The organism is Actinotignum vesiculae, from assembly GCF_051267215.1.
Lineage (GTDB): Bacteria > Actinomycetota > Actinomycetes > Actinomycetales > Actinomycetaceae > Actinotignum > Actinotignum schaalii.
The window spans coordinates 35,819-55,069 of sequence record NZ_JBOZGG010000001.1; the positions used below are offsets into that span (position 1 = coordinate 35,819).

General features: G+C 62.3%; 14 protein-coding genes. 10 read left to right on the forward strand and 4 right to left on the reverse strand.

The genetic code is table 11. From position 1 onward, the window contains the following. The first annotated feature begins 487 nt into the window (after window positions 1–487). Both ACRQHG_RS00160 and ACRQHG_RS00165 read left to right on the forward strand, forming a co-directional pair. Complete coding sequence (locus ACRQHG_RS00160) at window positions 488–1,300, forward strand: hypothetical protein (protein ID WP_435719297.1); 813 nt, start codon at window positions 488–490, stop codon at window positions 1,298–1,300. Between the two features lie 627 nt (window positions 1,301–1,927). Next, a complete protein-coding gene (locus ACRQHG_RS00165; protein WP_435713130.1) occupies window positions 1,928–3,118 on the forward strand; it encodes a cobalamin-independent methionine synthase II family protein in 1,191 nt (396 codons plus the stop codon). Between the two features lie 227 nt (window positions 3,119–3,345). Here the strand turns inward: ACRQHG_RS00165 and ACRQHG_RS00170 are convergent, their stop codons facing one another. Both ACRQHG_RS00170 and ACRQHG_RS00175 read right to left on the reverse strand, forming a co-directional pair. After that, window positions 3,346–5,007 carry a S1C family serine protease gene (locus ACRQHG_RS00170; protein ID WP_435713129.1) on the reverse strand — a complete coding sequence of 554 codons (1,662 nt, stop codon included), beginning with the start codon at window positions 5,005–5,007 and terminating at the stop codon, window positions 3,346–3,348. A gap of 135 nt (window positions 5,008–5,142) precedes the next feature. Then, complete coding sequence (locus ACRQHG_RS00175; protein WP_435713128.1) at window positions 5,143–6,912, reverse strand: dolichyl-phosphate-mannose--protein mannosyltransferase; 1,770 nt, start codon at window positions 6,910–6,912, stop codon at window positions 5,143–5,145. A gap of 62 nt (window positions 6,913–6,974) precedes the next feature. On the opposite strand from ACRQHG_RS00175, the gene rsmI reads away from it, so the two are divergent. The 5 genes from rsmI (at window position 6,975) to ACRQHG_RS00200 (ending at window position 13,029) form a co-directional block, all read left to right on the forward strand. Continuing rightward, window positions 6,975–7,874 carry a 16S rRNA (cytidine(1402)-2'-O)-methyltransferase gene (gene rsmI, locus ACRQHG_RS00180; protein WP_435713127.1) on the forward strand — a complete coding sequence of 300 codons (900 nt, stop codon included), beginning with the start codon at window positions 6,975–6,977 and terminating at the stop codon, window positions 7,872–7,874. A gap of 278 nt (window positions 7,875–8,152) precedes the next feature. Further along, window positions 8,153–9,148: an ornithine carbamoyltransferase gene (gene argF, locus ACRQHG_RS00185; protein ID WP_435713126.1), complete on the forward strand. Its 996-nt coding sequence runs from the start codon at window positions 8,153–8,155 to the stop codon at window positions 9,146–9,148. A 122-nt stretch (window positions 9,149–9,270) separates the two neighbouring features. After that, complete coding sequence (gene arcC, locus ACRQHG_RS00190; RefSeq protein WP_435713125.1) at window positions 9,271–10,227, forward strand: carbamate kinase; 957 nt, start codon at window positions 9,271–9,273, stop codon at window positions 10,225–10,227. A 17-nt stretch (window positions 10,228–10,244) separates the two neighbouring features. Beyond that, on the forward strand, window positions 10,245–11,849 hold the full coding sequence (locus tag ACRQHG_RS00195) for a YfcC family protein (protein WP_284889423.1): 1,605 nt from the start codon (window positions 10,245–10,247) through the stop codon (window positions 11,847–11,849). Window positions 11,850–12,063: 214 nt separating this feature from the next. Continuing rightward, complete coding sequence (locus ACRQHG_RS00200) at window positions 12,064–13,029, forward strand: helix-turn-helix transcriptional regulator (RefSeq protein ID WP_284896860.1); 966 nt, start codon at window positions 12,064–12,066, stop codon at window positions 13,027–13,029. 42 nt (window positions 13,030–13,071) lie between these two features. On the opposite strand, the gene ACRQHG_RS00205 is transcribed toward ACRQHG_RS00200, so the two are convergent. Beyond that, on the reverse strand, window positions 13,072–13,884 hold the full coding sequence (locus ACRQHG_RS00205) for an isochorismatase family protein (RefSeq protein ID WP_284896859.1): 813 nt from the start codon (window positions 13,882–13,884) through the stop codon (window positions 13,072–13,074). Window positions 13,885–14,079: 195 nt separating this feature from the next. Between ACRQHG_RS00205 and metG the strand changes: the two genes are divergently transcribed. Together metG and ACRQHG_RS00215 are read left to right on the forward strand one after the other, a co-directional pair. Beyond that, window positions 14,080–15,906: a methionine--tRNA ligase gene (metG, locus tag ACRQHG_RS00210; protein ID WP_435719298.1), complete on the forward strand. Its 1,827-nt coding sequence runs from the start codon at window positions 14,080–14,082 to the stop codon at window positions 15,904–15,906. Beyond that, window positions 15,896–16,894 carry a TatD family hydrolase gene (locus ACRQHG_RS00215; protein ID WP_435713123.1) on the forward strand — a complete coding sequence of 333 codons (999 nt, stop codon included), beginning with the start codon at window positions 15,896–15,898 and terminating at the stop codon, window positions 16,892–16,894. The genes metG and ACRQHG_RS00215 overlap by 11 nt, the downstream gene beginning before the upstream one ends. A gap of 67 nt (window positions 16,895–16,961) precedes the next feature. Here ACRQHG_RS00215 and ACRQHG_RS00220 read toward each other — a convergent pair whose 3' ends face one another. Next, the gene (locus ACRQHG_RS00220; RefSeq protein ID WP_435719299.1) at window positions 16,962–17,738 is read right to left on the reverse strand and encodes a hypothetical protein; all 777 of its coding nucleotides are present in this window, start codon (window positions 17,736–17,738) and stop codon (window positions 16,962–16,964) included. Between the two features lie 329 nt (window positions 17,739–18,067). Between ACRQHG_RS00220 and ACRQHG_RS00225 the strand changes: the two genes are divergently transcribed. After that, window positions 18,068–19,210: a resuscitation-promoting factor gene (locus ACRQHG_RS00225; protein WP_435713121.1), complete on the forward strand. Its 1,143-nt coding sequence runs from the start codon at window positions 18,068–18,070 to the stop codon at window positions 19,208–19,210. Window positions 19,211–19,251: the final 41 nt, after the last annotated feature.

Consider the following 19,251-nt stretch of genomic DNA (forward strand, 5'->3'; position numbering starts at 1 on the left):
ATAGTGAAACATCTTGCGCTTGCGGAGTGACACGGGCCTCAATTGTCACTATAGCCACAGAATTAACATCCGGTGCCATGAGGTCAGATTTTAGGAAGCGGGGTATATTAATGCGTACTCATGCGCTTCTACCTGGTAAATTACATTTCTTCAATAAAAAGTACGTGTTAATTTGGCGCGGAATTGCAGCTTAATCTACGCACTGTGGCGATGGTCACAAGGTTTCGAAAATCTCATCGTTCCCGTATATTAATAGAGCGCAATAAAGTATTGTGACTGTTGTGGCAGGTGCTCAGTGGAGTGCACGGCTGGCGAATGGGATCGGTCGGTAAAAGGGCTCTTCTGGGGTAGGCATGCCATGGACATACGTTTATAGGAGTAGACATGCAGTTGAAGAAGATTGTGGCTGGCGCTACCTTTGGTGTGATGCTCGCCGCGGGGGGGGGGTGTAGCTTACGCTGCTCCTGCCGCGCCTGATGCACCCCAGGTGACCGCTGCCGATACCACGGCGGCAGAAAAGGCTGTGGCCGACGCCAAGGCGAAGGTTAGTGCCGCGGAAGCTGAGCTGAAGGCCGCTTCCGAAAAGCTCGAAAAGCTCGAGATTGCCGTTTCGAACGCGAAGGCCAAGCTGACCGAACTTGAGGTCGCTAAGGCTGAACTTCCCAAGGAACTTAAGAAGGCTGAGGCTGCCTACGCGGCTTTGGCTACCGCCCAGGAGAATTACAACAAGGCTCGCGTGGCTTTTGAAGCCAACCCGAACGATGCGGCTCTCCAGAAGGCTATGGCCGATGCTAAGACGGCTATGAACACCGCACAGGCTGGCGTTGCCGGTCTTCGTGCAGTGGAAGATATCAAGACTGATATCGCTGACATCCAGGGTTACATCGACATCCAGAAGGGTACCCTCAGCTACGCTGAAGAAGCCCTCGATGCTTTCCCGGGTGTTGAGGCGCTTCAGGGCGCCTACGACAAGGCCGTTGCTGAACTGGATGCCGCCCAGAAGGCTCTTGACGCGCTGAAGGGCCAGACCCCGAAGCCCGAGCAGCCCAAGGTTGACCCGAAGAAGGACGGCGACAAGAAGGTCGATCCGAAGGCGGACCCGAAGGCTGAGCCCAAGAAGGATGCCGACAAGAAGGCTGATCCCAAGGCTGAGAAGAAGGCTGACCCCAAGAAGGAAGCCAAGAAGGCCGAAGGTAAGAAGCTGGCCAACTCCGGTGTTGACGCCGGTGCGGCTGCCGGTGGAGCTGCCCTGCTCCTCCTGGCCGGTGGCGCCTTCGTTGCCTACCGCAAGTTTGCCTAAGCAAACCTGCCTCTGGCACTGACAACAGTTCCGAGGCTGGTTGCCACTAGGTAATTCATCCTCAACTGTTTCATCGTTTCACGCTGAATGGGTCCGGGTTTCTACCCGGGCCCATTCTGTGTCTCTGGCGGGTCCTGTGTATCCGGCAGGTCCTGTATCTCTGGCGGATTCTGTACACGCGGCGGGTCCAGTGCGCCGGTCCGTTATGTGTATCAAACTGCCCAAGCACCTGGCCTTATGCCTCAATCTATAACCCTCATCTCATATAGTGGTCAATAGTTTGACGTGGCTTAATAATTCCCTCTAGGCTACTGGAGGTGGGTGCCCGCACGGGGCATCACCTGATAGCAATGCCGGCGGCACGGCCCCGGCGCCTCGATTCGGACGGAAAGGATGCACCATGGTTCTCACTGATCCTCGCTCTGCCATGACGATGCCCGCCGCCCGAATGCGAATGCTGGGCTAGCGCGGATTCCACTTGGCCTTCGGGCGATTCCGCGCGCGAGGACATCTCGCCCCGGTCCGTTACGTCTCACCGAGCACCCGCCGCTGCGGCGTCGTATCGTTGATGGGATACGCTGAGTCGGACCGATCTCCATCACCACACCCAGCACAAAGGATATTAATATGACGAAGATCAAGACCACCCACGTCGGCTCCCTCCCGCGTACCGATTCGCTGCGCGCTACCAACGAAGCGCACCAGAACGGCCAGATTAGCGAGGCTGAATTCAAGGAAAAGCTCGATGCCGAAGTTGCGGGCGTTGTTGCGCGCCAGAAGGAGATCGGCCTCGATATTATTAACGACGGCGAATACGGTCACGTCATGACCGAAGTAACCAATTACGGTTCCTGGTGGTGGTACTCCTTCTCGCGCCTGGGCGGGCTGGAATTCACGGATAACGAATTCCACGCGGCTGCCACCGCGGGCGGGGGAGCGGTCGAGCTCGTTCCCTTCGATCAGCGCCGGGATTGGCAGCGGTTCAAGGATGCCTACACGGATCCGGAATCGGGAATCCACCAGGCCAAGCGCCAGGAAGTGGCCATGCCCACCATCACCGGCCCCGTGACCTACATCGGTGCCGAACAAACCCAGCGCGACGTCGACCTTACGCTCAAGGCACTCAAGGCTAATGGTCTCGATGCTTCTTCCGGGTTCATTGCGGCGCTGTCTCCCGGGTCCGCGGCGCGTATTTCCAATACGTATTACAAGTCGGAAGATGAAGTCCTCACCGCGATGGCCGATGCCCTCCACGAGGAATACAAGATCATCACCGATGCCGGCCTGACCGTCCAGATCGACGATCCCTCGCTGGCGGAAGGCTGGGACCAGGTCAATCCGGAACCGGCGGTTGCCGATTACCGCACGTGGGTGGCTCGCCGTATTGAAGCGATCAACTACGCGCTGGAAGGCATCGATCCGGAACTCGTGCGCCTGCACGTGTGCTGGGGTTCCTGGCACGGCCCGCACACCACCGATATTCCCTTCCGCGATATCGTGGATCTGTGTCTGAAAGTGAAGGCGCACGGCCTGACCTTCGAAGCGGGCAATGCCCGCCACGCCCACGAATGGAAGATTTGGGAAGATATCGCCCTGCCGGAGGACAAGGTCCTCATCCCCGGCGTTGTTTCCCACTCCACGAACGTGGTGGAACACCCTGAGCTGGTGGCCCAGCGTATCGAGCATTTCACCTCGTTGGTGGGCCCCGAGCGCGTGATCGCCTCGACCGATTGCGGGCTGGGCGGGCGTATCTACCCGTCCATCGCCTGGGCGAAGCTCGAGACCCTCGTGGAAGGCGCCCGCCTCGCCTCGAAGTAAAGTCTCCAGGGCAGCGGGCCTGATGATCCCCGCGCCTTGAAGTACCGGAGCGGTACGCCGCTCCCTGTGGAACACCGAAGGGGACCTGTGCAGCAGAAGCTGTTCAGGTCCCCTTCTGGTATTTCGGCCGCGAGTTACGGCGGCGCGGTGGTCCGGTTCTCTGCGGAGTGCCGCCCCGGTTTACTTCCGGCCGCCAGTTCTGGTATGCCGGCCGCACCGCCTCCCGCTTAGTTCACCGGCGATTCGCCCAGCGTCACCTCGATGGTCTGCGGGGTACCGCCGCCGCGCGCAATCTCCAGGGTGATGGTGTCCCCGACCTTGTGGGTGCGCACCTGCTTAGCTACCTGCGCCGGGCTGGAAACCGATTGGCCATCCAGGCTGAGAATCGTATCGCCTTCCTTGACGCCGGCCTTGGCCGCCCCGGAATTCGGGCCGACGGCCAGCACGGTCACCCCGCCCTGCTCGCTGAGCCCCACGGTAATCCCGAGAGCAGCATTCTTGCCCACAGTCACATTATCGTCACTCTTCCCGGCGCGGATCTGCTCCACAATGGACAGCGCCCGCTCGATAGGAATCGCGAAACCGTACACCTGCGCGGAGGTGGTGCCCTGCGACGCGGCACTATTCATCCCCACCACTTCACCCTGGGTGTTCATCATGGGCCCGCCCGAATAGCCGGGCACCACATCGGCGTCGGTGACGATCATATTCTTGAGGGTGTCAAAGCTCAGGCCGTCCTCGGTGGCCACCCGCACGTCCATACCCAGCCCGGTTACCTCGCCTTTAATCTCGGTGAGATAGCCTTGGCCGCGCCCGTTGCCCACCGCGCTGACCTTATCGCCCTGCTTGGCCGGGGTGCTGGCAATTTTTGCCGGGGTGAGTCCGGAAGCGTCCTTGAGTTGCAATAGGGCGACGTCGCGCTTCTCATCATGCCCGATAACACTGGCCGCGTAGGTTTTCCCGGCGGCCGGAATCTCTACCTGGATGGCATCCGATCCCATAACCACGTGGTAATTCGTGAGCACCTGCCCGTCTGCGGTCAGCACAATCCCGCTGCCGGCACCCATACCGGAGCCCATGCGCGCATTAATAATTGCTACGCCGGCCGGGCTTACCTTTTCGCCGCGGTCAATAGGACCGTCCGCGCCGTGGTTACCGCCGGGCAGCTGGGTGGGGAAATCCCGCGGAATCGGCATATACGGTTCCGCCCCGCCCTGCTGGCGCCCATCATTCGGCGAGGTCAGGCCGTCGTTATATTGGAAGCTAAAAGGATCCTTGACGGAAGGGGAGCTCGCTTGCGGCTCCGGAGCCAGGCCGAAATACCCCACCCCGGTGCCCACGAGCAGCGCGACCACCATTCCGATAATGACAAGAATGGCGGTGGTACCCTTCGAACGCCGCTTGACCGGTGCCGGAGCGGCCCCGAATTGGGGGCCATAACCGTACCCGTAGCCAGGCTGCTGGTAGGAGCCCTGGTACGAGCCCTGGTACCCACCCTGATATGCCCCGGGAAATGCGCTCTGATAGGAACCTTGCGAAGCGCTCTGGTACGAGCCCGGATAACTTCCGGAATAACCTCCCGAGTACCCGCCTGAGCCGTTCCCTGCTGAGCTGCCCGGATAGGGCGGCTGCGCGGAAGCGTACCCGTAGTGCGCGGCTCCGCTGCTCGCGGCCGAGGCGCTGCCCGCGGTGGAAGCGTACCCGGCGGAGGGGGCGCTGGGGTAGTGGTACGCATTCGTGTAGCTATTCGATTGCGCGCCGCCTGCCTGCGTTCCGCCCGGCTGAGCGCCGGCTGCCTGCGTGCCGCCCGGCTGACTCGCCCCCGGCTGATTCACGCCGGGCCGGTTCGCCCCCGATTCGCCCGAGTCATTACGCCACTGATCCGTCATGTGAAACGTCCTTTCCTCACTCCGCACCTAGCCCCGCCACGGCTGCCGCGGTGGTCCGGTCACACCGGGTAGCATGCCCGCCGATTCTGGAAAGTTTCTGAACGTTGTCCGAAAATGCGAGCATTGCCCGCCGCGCTAAATCCACGACGGCAGCCACATATGCAGGCGCCAAAACTCATAGGAAACCGTTTGCCCGGTCCAGATCGGGTACCAGAATAGCGCCGCCAGAATAATAAGAACGACGACGGCGCCGCACGCCACAAGCGTGCGGCGGCTAATCCGGCATCGCCACCAGCGCACGGGATAGGCGCATACACCAGGTGGCTCATCGCGGATAAAGTCTGCGTGGCCCCAGGCTGCGTCGTCGTATAGATCAGCGCGGACGCTCCCGGTTCCGCGCGCGTGCGGGGCGCCCAGCGCGCCGGTGATAAAGCCGAGGCCGTAGGTGAGGGCGAGGGCCACGAAGGGGAGGAAAGCAACGGCGTAGAACTGGAAAATAGTGCGGTCCATGTACAGCGACCACGGCGCGGCCATGGCGAGGTAGCCGCTTAGGATTGCCCAGGCGCGCCAGTCGAAACGGGTGAAAGCCACCCAGAGCACCACCACCAGGGCGAGGAGTGCCAGCCACCACACCACCGGGTTGCCCACCGAGGTGACCGCCTGGACGCAGCGCTCGCCGCTCGGGCACTGCCCGGCCATTTCTTCGGAGGTAGGCCACCAGAACGAGACCGGGCGCCATTGCACGAACCACTGCCAGACCGAGGATTGGTAGGTGTGCGGGGTAGAGAGCCCGTTGTGGAAATCCCACATTTGGCTGTGGTAGTGCGCTAGGTCGTTGAAAGAATTGGGGAGCCAGGAGAAGGGGAGGGCCTCCGGGGTGCTCTCGCGCACGCTGGCCGCCCAGCCGTGCCCCCAGGAACGGCTATCTCGGAACCAGGAGAACCAGGAAGCCACGTAGGTAGCGGCGGCGGTGGGAACCAGATGCACGAAAGCCGGGATGCCTTCCTGGAAAACCGCGGCGCCTACCCATAGGCGCAGGCCCACCGCGTGGCGGGCCGCCATGCCCCAGGCGAAAGCCACCAGGCCGAAAACTGCCACGGCGTAAATCCCGGACCATTTCACCCCGCAGGCCAGCCCCAGGAATACTCCGGCGGCCAGCATCCAGGGGCGCCACCACACCCGCGGGCCCCAGGCGGCCGGACTGCCGTCCGCTCGTACCGGCCCGAAAGCCACCCGGTGGGCAAGGCGTTCCCGGGTCCAATCGCGGTCGCGCAGCAGCGCCCAGAATCCGGCCAATACAAAGAAAGCGAGGAGGTTATCGAGGATCCCGATGCGGGAGAGAGTGATGCCCATGCCGTCCAGGGCCATCGCGATGCCGGCCACCCCGGCCAGCCACGGGTTGAGGAAAAGCCGCAGGGCGATGCGAACGAGGAGCGCCACCGCGAGGGTGCCGGCCAGCGCCACCATAAAACGCCAGCCGAAGGGGGAAGTTTCCCCGAAAATGGCCTGGCCTACTGCCATAATCCATTTCCCGAGCGGGGGGTGAACCACGTAGTCCCCGGCCGGTGAGGTGTGGGAGAAGTCGCCGGCGGCAAAAGCGGCGTCGAATTCCGTGCCGCCCTGCCAATCCACCTCGTAGCCCAGGCGCAGCAGCGAATTCGCGCCCTTGACGTAGTACGTTTCGTCAAACATGAGGCGGTCGGGGAAACCCAGGCGGAAGAAACGCGTGAGGGCGGCGATGAGCGTGATCGCTCCCGTAATCCACCACCCCAGGCGTTTTTCGCTGCGGGTGAGCCAGTCTAATCCGCGCGGGGCCAGCCCGAGCCGGCCGCGCAGCTCGTCTTCGTAGCGCTCCGCGCACTCGCGGGGGAGGCGCCCGATGGGTTCGCTTAGTTTTTCGCTCACGTGCGGATTCTATCGATAACTGCCCGCCCGCGTGGTGGCGAGGCACGTGGCAGAATAGCAGAATGAGCACAGGTCAGGATGCCGGACAGCACGAGGGGCACCACCCCGGTCAGAACGAAAGCCAGCACGCGGGAATTGTTCTTGCCGCCACCCCCATTGGAAACGACGCCGACGCCTCGCCGCGCCTGCGCGCCGAAATTGCGCGGGCCGATACCGTGGCTGCGGAAGATACCCGGCGTTTTTACCAGCTCGCCGCCCGGATCGGTATCGAGGTGAGCGCCCAGGTGCTCTCCTATTACGAACATAATGAAGCCGAACGTGGCGCCCACCTCATCGACCTAGCCCGCTCCGGCGCGCGCGTCCTCATGGTCAGCGATGCCGGCATGCCCTCCGTTTCCGATCCCGGTTTCCGCCTGGTGGTACGCGCCCGCGCAGCCGGTATCCCCGTGACCGTGGTCCCCGGCCCTTCCGCCCCGCTCACCGCGCTCGTCGCTTCCGGCCTGCCCACCGACCGTTTCACCTTCGAAGGATTCCTCCCGCGCAAAGCCGGGGAACAGGCCGCCGCACTCGCGGCCCTGAAAAGCGAAGAACGCACCATGATTTTCTTCGAATCCCCGCGCCGCCTGGGGGCCACCCTCGCCAATTTCGTCACCGCTTTCGGCCCCGGGCGCGAGGCGGCGGTCTGCCGGGAGCTCACCAAGACGCACGAGGAAATCGTGCGCGGGCCCCTGGCCGAACTCGCGCAGCGTTTCGAGTCGGGGGCACTGGGAGAGATCGTCGTCGTCGTAACAGGAAGTAGTGCGGCCGAAAGGGAAGAACAGGTGCGCACGCGGGCCGTGGGCGACGTCGCCGAACTGTGCCAGCTCGGCCTGCGCCGCAAAGACGCCGCCGCTTTCGTGGCCGCGCGCACCGGTTTACGCACGAATGAGCTCTACCGCGCCGCCCTGGAGCAGGGCGAATAAAGCGCGGAAATACGCGGGTTTAGTGGGGTTTAGGGGCCAAAAAACGCGGCTAAACCACGTTCCACCCGCGCTCCACCCGGATTTTCCTAGCGCGCGTGACCTGGATCATGCACAGTAAAAACAACCCCCGGGGAACCGGGGCCGGGACATGATCCTCTCGCCGCGAGGCGGGTACGGGTTGGACAGCCAACAGTGATCCCAGGGGCCAAAGAAGACCCCGTTACCGCTGGCCGGTCTGCCCGAACGGGACCACGGACCGCGCTAGGAAAGGAACGACAATGGCTGTCAATATCCGCGGACGCAACTTCCTCAAGCTGCTCGATTTTACGCCCGATGAAATCCGCTACCTGCTGCGTCTGTCCGCGCAGTTCAAGGAACTCAAGCTCAGCGGCACCCCGCACCGCTACCTCGAAGGCAAGAATATTGTGCTGCTCTTCGAAAAGACCTCCACCCGCACCCGCTGCTCCTTCGAAGTGGCCGGCATGGACCTGGGCATGGGCGTGACCTACCTGGATCCGGGCAGCTCACAGATGGGCAAGAAGGAATCCATTGAGGATACCGCCCGGGTGCTGGGCCGCATGTACGACGGCATCGAATACCGCGGTTTCTCCCAGGAACTCGTGGAAGAAATGGGCGCCAAGGCCGGGGTGCCGGTATGGAACGGCCTGACCGACCTCTTCCACCCCACCCAGATGCTCGCCGATATTCTCACCGTCCAGGAGAACTTCGAGGATGGCATCAAGGGCAAGAAGTTTGTGTTCTTCGGTGATGCGCGCAATAACGTGGCGAACTCGCTTATGGTGGTCTGCTCCAAGCTGGGCCTCAACTTCGTGGCCTGCGGCCCGAAGGATCGCATGCCCGAAGAGTGGCTGGTGGATACCTGCAAGGAACTCGCCGCGCAGTCCGGCGGCAGCGTGACCCTCACCGAAGATGCCGCGGAGGCCGCCACCGGCGCCCACGTGCTCTACACCGATATTTGGGTTTCCATGGGCGAACCGGATGAAGTGTGGGCCTCGCGTATCGCGGAGCTGGAAGCCTACCGCGTCACCCAGGAACTCATGGACAAGGCCGATCCGGAAGCGATCTTCATGCACTGCCTGCCCTCCTTCCACGACACCAACACCACCATCGGCGCGGAAATCGCCAAGAAGTTCGGGGTGACGGAAATGGAAGTGGAAGACCGGGTCTTCGAAGGTCCGCGCTCGCGCGTCTTCGACGAAGCCGAGAACCGCATGCACACCATTAAGGCCGTTATGTACGCAACCCTCTCCTAGGAGGGTTCAGGCACGTGCCCGCGCGGCCGTGCCCAGGTAGCGCGGGCGACGACGCCGGGGAGCTGGCTGCAGGTAGCAGGGCCACCCCGCGGCGCGTCGCCCGCGCGTGAAAAGGACAGAAGATGACTCAGGAAAATACCCGTACCGCCGGCGAAAAAATTGTGGTTGCGCTGGGCGGCAATGCGCTCGGGAAGACCCCGGAGCAGCAGCTCGAACTTATTAAGGAAACCGCCCGCTCCATCGTGGATTTGGTGGCAACCGGCAATGACGTCGTTGTCACCCACGGGAACGGCCCGCAGGTGGGCATGATCAAGGTCGCAACCGATAATTCCGCGGCCGCCGGGGAAACACCGTCGATTCCCTTCGCCGAATGCGGCGCCATGTCCCAGGGCTATATCGGTTACCACCTCCAGCAGGCCATCGAGGCCGAACTTGCGGCACGGCAGATTGCCCGCCCGGTTATTTCGGTGGTCACCCAAACGGAGGTCGACGCCGCAGATCCCGCTTTCGGGCGCCCAACCAAGCCGGTGGGGGCTTTCTTCACCGAAGAACATGCCCGGGTCCTCATGGAGGAAACCGGAAACAAGTACGTGGAGGATGCCGGGCGCGGCTGGCGCTGGGTGGTGGCCTCCCCGCTCCCCGTCTCCATCGTGGAACGCGATGTTATTAGCTCGCTCGTGGAGGCCGGCACCATCGTGATCGCGGCCGGTGGCGGCGGCATCCCGGTGGTCAAGGAAGGCTCGGGATACCGCGGAGTTGCGGCCGTCATCGATAAGGATCGCACCGCCGCGCTGCTGGCGCGGGAGGTCGACGCCGATACTCTCCTCATCCTCACCGCCGTGGACGCGGTCGCCATTGATTTCAACAAACCCACGCAGCGCGATGTGCCCGAAATGACCGTGGCTCAAGCCCGCCAGTACATCGAGGAAGAACAATTCGCCCCCGGGTCCATGCTGCCCAAGGTCGAAGCCTGCCTCGAATTCGTGGACGGCGCGGCCGGGAAACGCGCCATTATTACCTCTCTGGAAAAGGCCGAACAGGGAATTTCCGGGGAGAGCGGCACCGCGATCATCGCCTAAGTCCGAAGGACACAATCATGACAACACGCACAAACGATGCCCCCGTCGGCAATGGGGCCGACGAAGACACCGGCACAACAACACCCCGCAAGAAGCGGCGCGGTATTACCATCCCGGGCGCTTTCACGATTCTCTTCTTCCTGACCATCGTGGCGGCTATCGCCACGTGGCTGGTGCCGGCCGGCTCCTACGCCAAGCTGAGCTACAGCTCGGATACCGGCACCTTCTCCGTGCTCAGCCCGCAGGGGGAAACCAAGGAATACCCCGGCACTCAGGACACCCTGAGCGAATTGGGCATGGATATTGACCTCTCCCAATTCACCTCCGGGGCCCTCAATAAGCCGATCTCGGTACCGGGCTCCTATGAATCCCTCGAGCAGAATCCGGCCAGCGTCGCCGATATTCCGGTCGCCATGGTGCACGGCACGATCGAAGCGGTGGACATTATGGTCTTCATCTTCGTGCTCGGCGGCCTCATCGGGGTGGTGAGAAAAACAGGTGCATTCGAGTCAGGGCTCATCGCGCTGACGAAGAAAACCAAGGGCCACGAATTCCTCCTCGTCTTCGCGGTATCCGTCTTCATGGTGGTAGGCGGATCGCTGTGCGGCCTGGAAGAAGAAGCGGTGGCCTTCTACCCGATTCTGGTACCCATATTCCTGGCCATGGGATACGACTCCATTATCTGCGTGGGCGCGATCTTCCTGGCCGGATCTATGGGAACCACCTTCTCCACGATCAACCCCTTCTCCGTGGTGATCGCCTCCAATGCCGCAGGTATCCCCTTCACGGATGGCATTATCTGGCGCGTGGGTGGCTGTATCGTGGGCGCCATTGTGGTGGTGTGGTACCTGCACCGCTACGCAAAAATGATTAAGAAGGACTTCACGAAGTCCTACGTTTACGAAGATCACGAGGCTTTCGAGAAACAGTGGGCGATGACCACCCACGCTGATGATGTTCCCGCCTTCAACTGGCAGAAGAAAATCATCCTCGTTCTCTTCGTATCCGCCTTCCCGATTATGGTGTGGGGCGTTATGGCCATGGGCTGGTGGTTCCCGACCATGGCGGCCTCCTTCCTCACCATTACCATCGCGGTTATGGCGATTTCCCTCTTCGGGAAAGACCGCCTCAATGAGAAACAGCTGACGGATGCCTTCATCGAAGGCTCCTCCAGCCTGGTGGGCGTTTCGCTCATCATCGGGTTGGCGCGCGGCATCAATATCGTGATGAACGACGGCCTCATTTCCGACTCCCTGCTCCATTCGGCAACGAACCTGGTCTCGGGGATGTCCGGTCCGCTCTTCATCATTATTATGCTGCTGATCTTCTTCGTGCTCGGTTTTGTGGTGCCGTCCTCCTCCGGTCTGGCCGTGCTGGCCATGCCGATTATGGCGCCGCTGGCCGACGCCGTGGGTATCCCGCGGTGGATCATCGTTTGTGCGTATCAATGGGGTCAGTACGCGATGCTCTTCCTGGCACCCACGGGCCTGGTCATGGCAACGTTGCAGATGCTCGATATGAAGTACCAGCATTGGTTCCGCTTCGTGTGGCCGATGGTGCTCTTCGTACTCGGCTTCGGCGGGGTGGCCTGCGTGGCTCAGGTGCTTATCTACGGCGCGTAGGCGCGAAGAATACGGCTAAAAAATAGCCGAAACGCGCGGCTCCGGCGGGCGTGGTACCGCCGGGGCCGCAGCGTGCATTCCGCCGGCCCGGTATTTCGGCGCGGCGGTTAATGCTTTTATAATGTGACGGTGTGGCGCGAGACACTCGCGCTCGCGATCCCGCGTAGCGGGCAACCGTGGCGGAATCGCGTGGTGAAGGCAACGGAGCTATGCAATGACGATAGGACTGTTTTATTACACCTGGATGGTGGGACTCTTCATCCTCATGGGTTCGGCGACGGCGCTTGCGTGTTATCTCGTTTCGCGCCGTCGCATGTTTGTATGTTGCGCTGCCCTTTTCCTCGTGTATTTTTTCGACGTCGCAACCGTGGCCCGCACGGACTTCACCCACCCACGCAATATTGACAGCGTCTACCACATCACCGCGCCCCTGGAATCCATCACCCTGGGGGCCCTGCTCATGGGGCTGATCTGGTTGACCTACGCCACCTTCATGACGGAACCGGAAGCGAAAGTGGAATGGCACAGCACCCTCATCCCGGCCGGGATTTTTATTGTGGGCAGTGCCGGGGCTTTGCTAATTCCCGATCCGGCCTGGCGGGAATTCGTGTTCTTCTCCATGCGCGGCATCGTGGTGATTGGGATCCTCAGCGTGGCAACGTGGAATTATGTGCATGCCACCACCGGGGTGGAGAAAATTCGCCAGCGCCGCCACCGCTGGCTTTACGTTGCTACCTGGGTGGCGGTACTGGGAACCTTCGCCTGGAATATAACCTTTATTTTCCTTGTGGCTCCCCACGCGGATAGTGCTTCCGCGCTGGCCTTCCTTCCTGAACGCAATTTCTTGGAAAACCTCATGTATATCTGCTGGGTGATCCACGTGATGCGTTTCGGGGTGCGGGTGCTGCGCATCCACTTCGACCGGCCCCCGGAAACCGTCAATCACCTGGAGGAGGATTTCATCGAATCCTCCCTGGTGTTCTATTCCCAGGCCCGGGGGCTATCGAAGCGCGAAGAAGAAGTGCTCGGCTACCTCATGCGCGGGAAAACAAATTCCCAGATTTCCACCGAGCTCTACCTATCACCTTCCACGGTGAAGGTGCACGTGCACAATATCCTCAAGAAAAGCCAGGTGGCTAACCGTGAGGAACTGGTCAAAGACTTCTGGCGCTCGGTTTAGCGGGCCCCTCGCGAGTCTCGCGGGCCTGCTGGCACACCCGCGCTATTTCGCGGAGTCCATTCCGGGGCGGTAGTCGATATCGGAGAAATCGAAATCGGCCTCATTGACCTCATCCGAAAAATCGATATCTTCGTCTTCTTCGGCGTAGTCATCGAAATCATCGTCCTCGTAGAGCTCGTAATCCTCATCGAGGTGCTCGAGTTCCTCATCGCCAGCTGCGGCGGCGTCGTACGGATCATCAAATTCATCCGGAACCTCAGACTCTTCGTAAAAACCGAAGGCCTCCGAGGATTGCAGCTGCTCCACGCCCGCTTCGTCCATCTCCACGCGGGCCGCGGCCCCGAGTTCCGGGGAGGTGGGCACGGTGAGGTCGGAAAAAACGCGGGTGCGGAAACCGTTACGGACCGCGTCAATAGCGGTGGCGCGCACGCAATGCGATTCGGCAATACCCACCACGTCCACATCCGTGACCTCGGCGGTGCGCAGGACGTCCTCGAGGAGATTCCCCTGCGGATCGGTGCCCTCGAAACCGGAATAACCCGAGGCGTACTGGCCCTTCTTGAATTGGACGTCGATAGGAAGCGCCGCGATGGATTCGTGCAGCTCCGCCTCCGGGGTATCGGCTACGCCGTGGGGCGGCCAGCTATCCACAAAATCCGGATTCTCGGAAAAATGCGGGCCCGGATCAATATGCCAATCCTGGGTGGTGGCGATGAGAGCGTATTCCTCGGCGTTATCGGTGACAAAATCTGCAATGCGTTCGGCAACGGCGTTACCGCCATCTACCCCGAGGCTGCCGCCTTCGCAGAATGTGGGTTGCACGTCAACAATGATGAGTGCGCGGGTCTCATCCATAGTCATCCTCCTGATGAAGCGGGTCATCACGCGGTGCGCGGCGGCCGGCTGGTTTCGCAATGGTGGCGCCGCGCCCTTATAGTTTAGGCGCGGGGATGCGGGCGCGCTAGCGGGCACGCGTGGTAGCCAGCTAGTGGGCACGCGTGATAGCCAGCGAGCGGGCGCGCGCGCCGGCACGCTAGTAGAATGGTGGCCATGACTCATATTCTCTCCGCTGTTGCCTGGCCGTATGCCAACGGCCCGCGCCATATTGGTCACGTTGCTGGATTCGGTGTTCCCTCGGATGTGTTCTCGCGCTATATGCGCATGGTGGGGGAGGATGTCCTCATGGTCTCGGGTACCGATGAACACGGCACCCCTATTTTGGTTTCGGCCGACGCGGAGGGAATCACCCCGGAAGAACTCGCGGACCGCAATAATCGCATTATTGTGGAGGACCTGGTGTCGCTCGGGCTTTCCTACGATCTGTTCACCCGCACCACCACGGTTAATCACGAGCGGGTTGTGCAGCAGATGTTTGAGGTGTGCCGGGATAACGGTTATATGGTGGTGCACTCCGCCCCGGTTGCCTTCGATCCGGAAACCGGGAATACCCTCCCGGATCGCTATATTGAAGGCACCTGCCCGCTGTGCGGTAACACCTCGGCCCGCGGGGACCAGTGCGATAGTTGCGGTAACCAACTTGATCCGCAGGATCTTATCGACCCGGTCTCCAAGGTCTCCGGGAAAACGCCGCAATTCCGCGAAACCGAGCATTATTTCTTGGACTTGCCGGCGCTTGCGGAGCGCCTGGGGCAGTGGCTTGATGAGGTGGAAGAATCTGGGAAGTGGCGCCCGAATGTCATTTCATTTTCCAAGCACCTCCTGGAAGATGTACGCCCGCGCGCGATGAGCCGGGATATTACCTGGGGCATTCCGGTACCCGGGTGGGAAGATCAACCCTCCAAGCGCCTCTACGTATGGTTCGACGCCGTTATCGGCTACCTATCCGCCTCTATTGAATGGGCACGCCGGCGTGAAGCGCGCGGAGTGGGAAGCCGGGAGGATTGGCGGGCCTGGTGGAATAACGCGGATGCCCGCTCCTACTACTTCATGGGCAAGGATAATATTGTTTTCCATTCCCAGATCTGGCCGGCCGAACTCCTCGCCTATAACGGGGAGGGGAGCCGGGGCGGCCAGCCCGGGGATTTGGGTACGCTCAACCTGCCCACCCAGGTGGTGGCTTCGGAATTCCTCACCATGGAAGGTAAGAAGTTCTCCTCGTCCAAGGGCGTGGTGATTTATGTGCGCGATGTGCTCTCGCGCTACCAGCCCGATGCACTGCGCTACTTTATTTCCATTGCCGGCCCGGAAACTTCCGACGCTGATTTCACCTGGGCGGAATTTGTGCGGCGTAATAATTCCGAGCTGGTGGCCGGCTGGGGGAACCTCGTCAATCGCACCGCGGCCATGATCGCGAAGAACTTCGGGGAAATCCCGGCGGCCGGGCCGCTCGAGGATGTGGACCGGGAGCTCCTGGATGCGGTGGAAGCCGGGTTCGCTACCGTGGGTGATGCCATTGCCGCGCACCGCCAGCGCGCCGCGCTCACCGAAATTATGCGGCTGGTAGGGGAGGCCAATGGCTACGTTTCCGCTACCGAGCCTTTCAAGATGAAGGACCCTTCCCAGCGTGAGCGCCTGGGCACGGTGCTGCACACCCTCATTCAGGTGGTTTCTGATCTTAATACCATGATGAGCGTATTCCTTCCGCATTCTTCGAATGCGGTGGACCGGGTGCTGGGCGGGGCCGGTGATATTTCCCCGATGCCGCGCCTGGAAGAAGTCACCGACCTGGATTCCGGTAAGCCCTACCCGATTATTACCGGGGATTATTCCGATCCGCATCCGTGGGCGCGGGTGGAAGTGCAGGTTGGCACCCCGATCTCGAAGCCGTCCCCGGTTTTCACCAAGCTGGATACCAGCGTGGTTGATGAGGAACTGGAGCGCCTCGATGCGTTGTTGAGGGCTAAACGTGCGCAATGAATTAGCGCCGGAAGAATTCGCGGCCCTCTCCGCGAAGGAGAAAAAGCGGGCCCGCCGCTGGTACCTGCCCGATGCTCCGGCCCGGCTTGCCGGTCCGGTTATCGATAATCACACCCATATTTGGGTGCCGGCGGGGGAGGGGCAGTCCGGCGGCTCGGGTTCTGCGCTCACCCCGCCGCGCGGGCGGATGCTGCCGAGCGAGGAAGCTGCCGCCATGGACGCCGCCGGGGTATGCCACGCCATTACCTGCGCCTGCGAGGTTCCGGATCTGCTGCCCACCGTTGCGGTGGCAGAAGCGGATCGCGCCCATTTTTCCGCCGCGCTCGCGATCCACCCCAATGAGGCCGCCCGGCATCGCGGCATCACCGCGACCGGCCCGGATGGGTTAGCCCAGGAGCTCGCCGCTCACCACGCCCTCAGCCTGGAGGATGCCATCGGTCGGGTGGCGGAGGCGGCCCGCTCCAGCGCCGTCGTTGCTATTGGGGAAACTGGGCTCGATTATTTCCGCACTTCCGAGGAGGGCCGCGCCGCCCAAATCGAGGCGTTCCGCGCCCACCTCGCCCTCGCGCGCGAGCTCGACCTGCCCGTTCAGATTCACGACCGCGAGGCCCACGCCGATTGCGTGGAGGTGCTGCGCCGTGACGGCGCCCCGAGTCGCGTAGTTTTCCACGCTTTTTCCGGCGACGCCGCGCTTGCCGAGCTATGCAACCAGGAAGGCTGGTACGGAAGTTTTGGTGGGCAAATGACCTACCCGGCCAATGATGAGCTCCGCGCGGCCTTCCAAGCTTTTGATCCGGCGCTGCTCCTCGCGGAAACCGATGCCCCCTACCTCACGCCCGTGCCCTGGCGCGGCCACCCCAACGCCCCCTACGTGATGGCGTGGACGGTACGTTTCGGGGCCGAACTGCGCGGCCTAAGCGAAGCGCACTGGTGCGCCCAGCTCCTGGAGAACACCCGGGCGGTGTACGGGGAACTGGGCGCGGCCTAGTTAGTTCTGGGATTTAGTTGGTGCTGCGGCTGAGTCAGCCTCGCGGCTCGTTTAGTTCTGCGGTTCGTTAGTTCTGCGGGCTTTCCGACTCGGGACTCTGGGTCCCTGCCTGCTGCCCGTACGCTTGCTGGCCGTAGGGCTGGCGGTACTGCTGGGCATAGGGCTGCTGGCCCGGATACTGAGATTGACCCGGGTAGCCCTGGCCGTAGCCCTGCGGGTACCCCTGCATCGGCGCGCCCTGGCTCGGGTACCCGGGCGCCGGATAGCCGCCCTGCCCGTAGGGCTGCGCTGCGGGATAGCCGGGATAGCTGGGATAGCCCTGATACGCGGGGCGCGCGGACTTCTTCGCGGCCGTGCCCGCAGCCACGCCTTGCGTGATCCCCACCAGCGCTAGAATGAGGGCCAGCACGCCGGTCACCCAGAAAAGCGCGGTGTACTGCGCCCCGAATTCGCGTAGCGCACCCACCGAACTATCCAAGGAGAGCGCCACGAGCCCACCCAGGGTGACCGCCCCGCCCAGCGGTGCCAGCCACGAAAAAGCCTGGGTTGCCCGGCCGGTGGTGAACAAACCGAGCACTCCCGCCAGCAGCGCCAACAGGAGGCCCACGCCGTACAGGATCACGGGCAGCCACACGCCACCCGGATGCGCCAGCCCGAAGATCGAGGCATTATCTTCACCCAGGGCCAGGACCGGCGTGAAGCACAAGATAATAAGAGCGATGCTCAGCGCGGTGGTCAGAGCCGCCAGGCCGCGCAGTGCGCCGGTGCCACGCTTCGATGCGGAGGGAACGGGGTAGCTCGGAGGAACAGGCTGCTGTGCGTATCCGGGATATTGAGTGCTCATAGTCTTAAATGTAATCGATGTAACGCCCGCGCTGGGGGCGCGTTAGCTACGTCTCCCTCCCAGGGCCTCCCCAGCTCTCCCCGACAGTGTGAAATAACGCTCAGATTACGATGCGCCAGCTGGCGGCGTCGTCGTACCATACGCGCAAAAACCGCAAGAATCCGCGGAAAAATCGCACGAGCACCGTGTGAGCGTTCTTGAAAATCTCAAGAAAAACGAGTCTTCCCCTCCGGATCATTGTCCAAATGTTACGAAATGATTACACTCGATATAGTTTCGTTATAAAAGCGGGGCCGGAGGGTACTCGCGCAAGCAACGGAGGAAGTTTAGTGGGGCGTCACAGCGCACAGGGAATGGGACTCGAGCAATTCGTTCGGGCTGAGGTTCGTACCCCGGGTCCGCGGTCGCGGGCTCTCATGATGGAACGCGGCGCGGTGAGCGAGGCTGTGCAGGCCGCGCTGGCCACTCGGCCGCAGGCCACCGGTACCGCATTCCAGGCACCCGCCGCGGTGGAGGATACCGCCGCGAACGCCCAGCTTAGCGCTTTCCCGCTCAGCCGGCGCGGGGTTGCCGCGCTCGGGGCCGTGCTGCTGGCCGGCAGTGGTATCGGCCTGATGTCGCATATGTCCATGCCCGCCAATGCTTATGCGGATGGTTTCCCGGTGGCACGCGCGGCCGGCGCCACGGTGTCCGAATACTCTTTCACCGTTAATTTTGAAGGCGAAGAACGCACCCTCACCACCACGGCGGGCACCCTCGGGGAAGCCTTGCAGGAAGCCGGGATCATGGTTTCCGGGGACGACGTTGTTTCGCAGAGCCTCGCCGAAGCGGTCACCCCCGGCGCGAAGGTCACCATCACCCGGGTGGAAAAGCGCGTGGTGACCGAAGAGGTGGTGGACGCGCACGGTTCCACCAAGGTCGACGACGCCGCGCTTGCCAAAGGCACCACCAAGGTGGAAACGGAAGGTAAGGATGGCATTTCTGCCAATACCTACGAAATCCGGGTGGAAAACGGCAAGGAAGTTGCTCGTACCCTGACTTTTTCCGCGGTCAAGCAGGCCCGCGTGGATGAAGTGGTCAAGGTGGGGACCTCGGAAAGCGCCGCCGCGGTGGCGGGCGTGAGCGGTGACGGTGGCAGCGCGGCGCTCGGGAGCGCCAGCGTGGTTCCCGCCGGCACCGCCCAGGAAATTGCCTCGGGTATGCTCTCCGCTTACGGCTGGGGTCAGGATCAGTTCTCCTGCCTGGTGACGCTGTGGAACCGGGAATCGAATTGGAATCACCTGGCGGAGAATAGCTCCTCCGGGGCCTACGGCATTCCGCAGGCGCTGCCCGGCTCCAAGATGGCTTCCGCCGGCGCCGATTGGCAGACCAATCCCGCCACCCAGATCCGCTGGGGCCTGGGCTATATTGAAGGCCGCTACGGCAGCCCCTGCGCCGCGCTCGGGCATTCCAATTCCCGCGGGTGGTACTAAGCCTGCAGCGCTAAGCCCGCGGCCCCGGGTATACAGTTACA

What these genes read in the sequence shown, in the direction of transcription:
- rsmI (WP_435713127.1), top strand. Translation starts at nt 6,975, where the DNA reads ATGAGCACAGGTCAGGATGCCGGACAGCACGAGGGGCACCACCCCGGT.
- argF (WP_435713126.1), top strand. Translation starts at nt 8,153, where the DNA reads ATGGCTGTCAATATCCGCGGACGCAACTTCCTCAAGCTGCTCGATTTT.
- ACRQHG_RS00165 (WP_435713130.1), top strand. Translation starts at nt 1,928, where the DNA reads ATGACGAAGATCAAGACCACCCACGTCGGCTCCCTCCCGCGTACCGAT.
- ACRQHG_RS00220 (WP_435719299.1), bottom strand. Translation starts at nt 17,738, where the DNA reads ATGAGCACTCAATATCCCGGATACGCACAGCAGCCTGTTCCTCCGAGC.
- metG (WP_435719298.1), top strand. Translation starts at nt 14,080, where the DNA reads ATGACTCATATTCTCTCCGCTGTTGCCTGGCCGTATGCCAACGGCCCG.
- ACRQHG_RS00205 (WP_284896859.1), bottom strand. Translation starts at nt 13,884, where the DNA reads ATGGATGAGACCCGCGCACTCATCATTGTTGACGTGCAACCCACATTC.
- ACRQHG_RS00195 (WP_284889423.1), top strand. Translation starts at nt 10,245, where the DNA reads ATGACAACACGCACAAACGATGCCCCCGTCGGCAATGGGGCCGACGAA.
- ACRQHG_RS00200 (WP_284896860.1), top strand. Translation starts at nt 12,064, where the DNA reads ATGACGATAGGACTGTTTTATTACACCTGGATGGTGGGACTCTTCATC.
- arcC (WP_435713125.1), top strand. Translation starts at nt 9,271, where the DNA reads ATGACTCAGGAAAATACCCGTACCGCCGGCGAAAAAATTGTGGTTGCG.
- ACRQHG_RS00170 (WP_435713129.1), bottom strand. Translation starts at nt 5,007, where the DNA reads ATGACGGATCAGTGGCGTAATGACTCGGGCGAATCGGGGGCGAACCGG.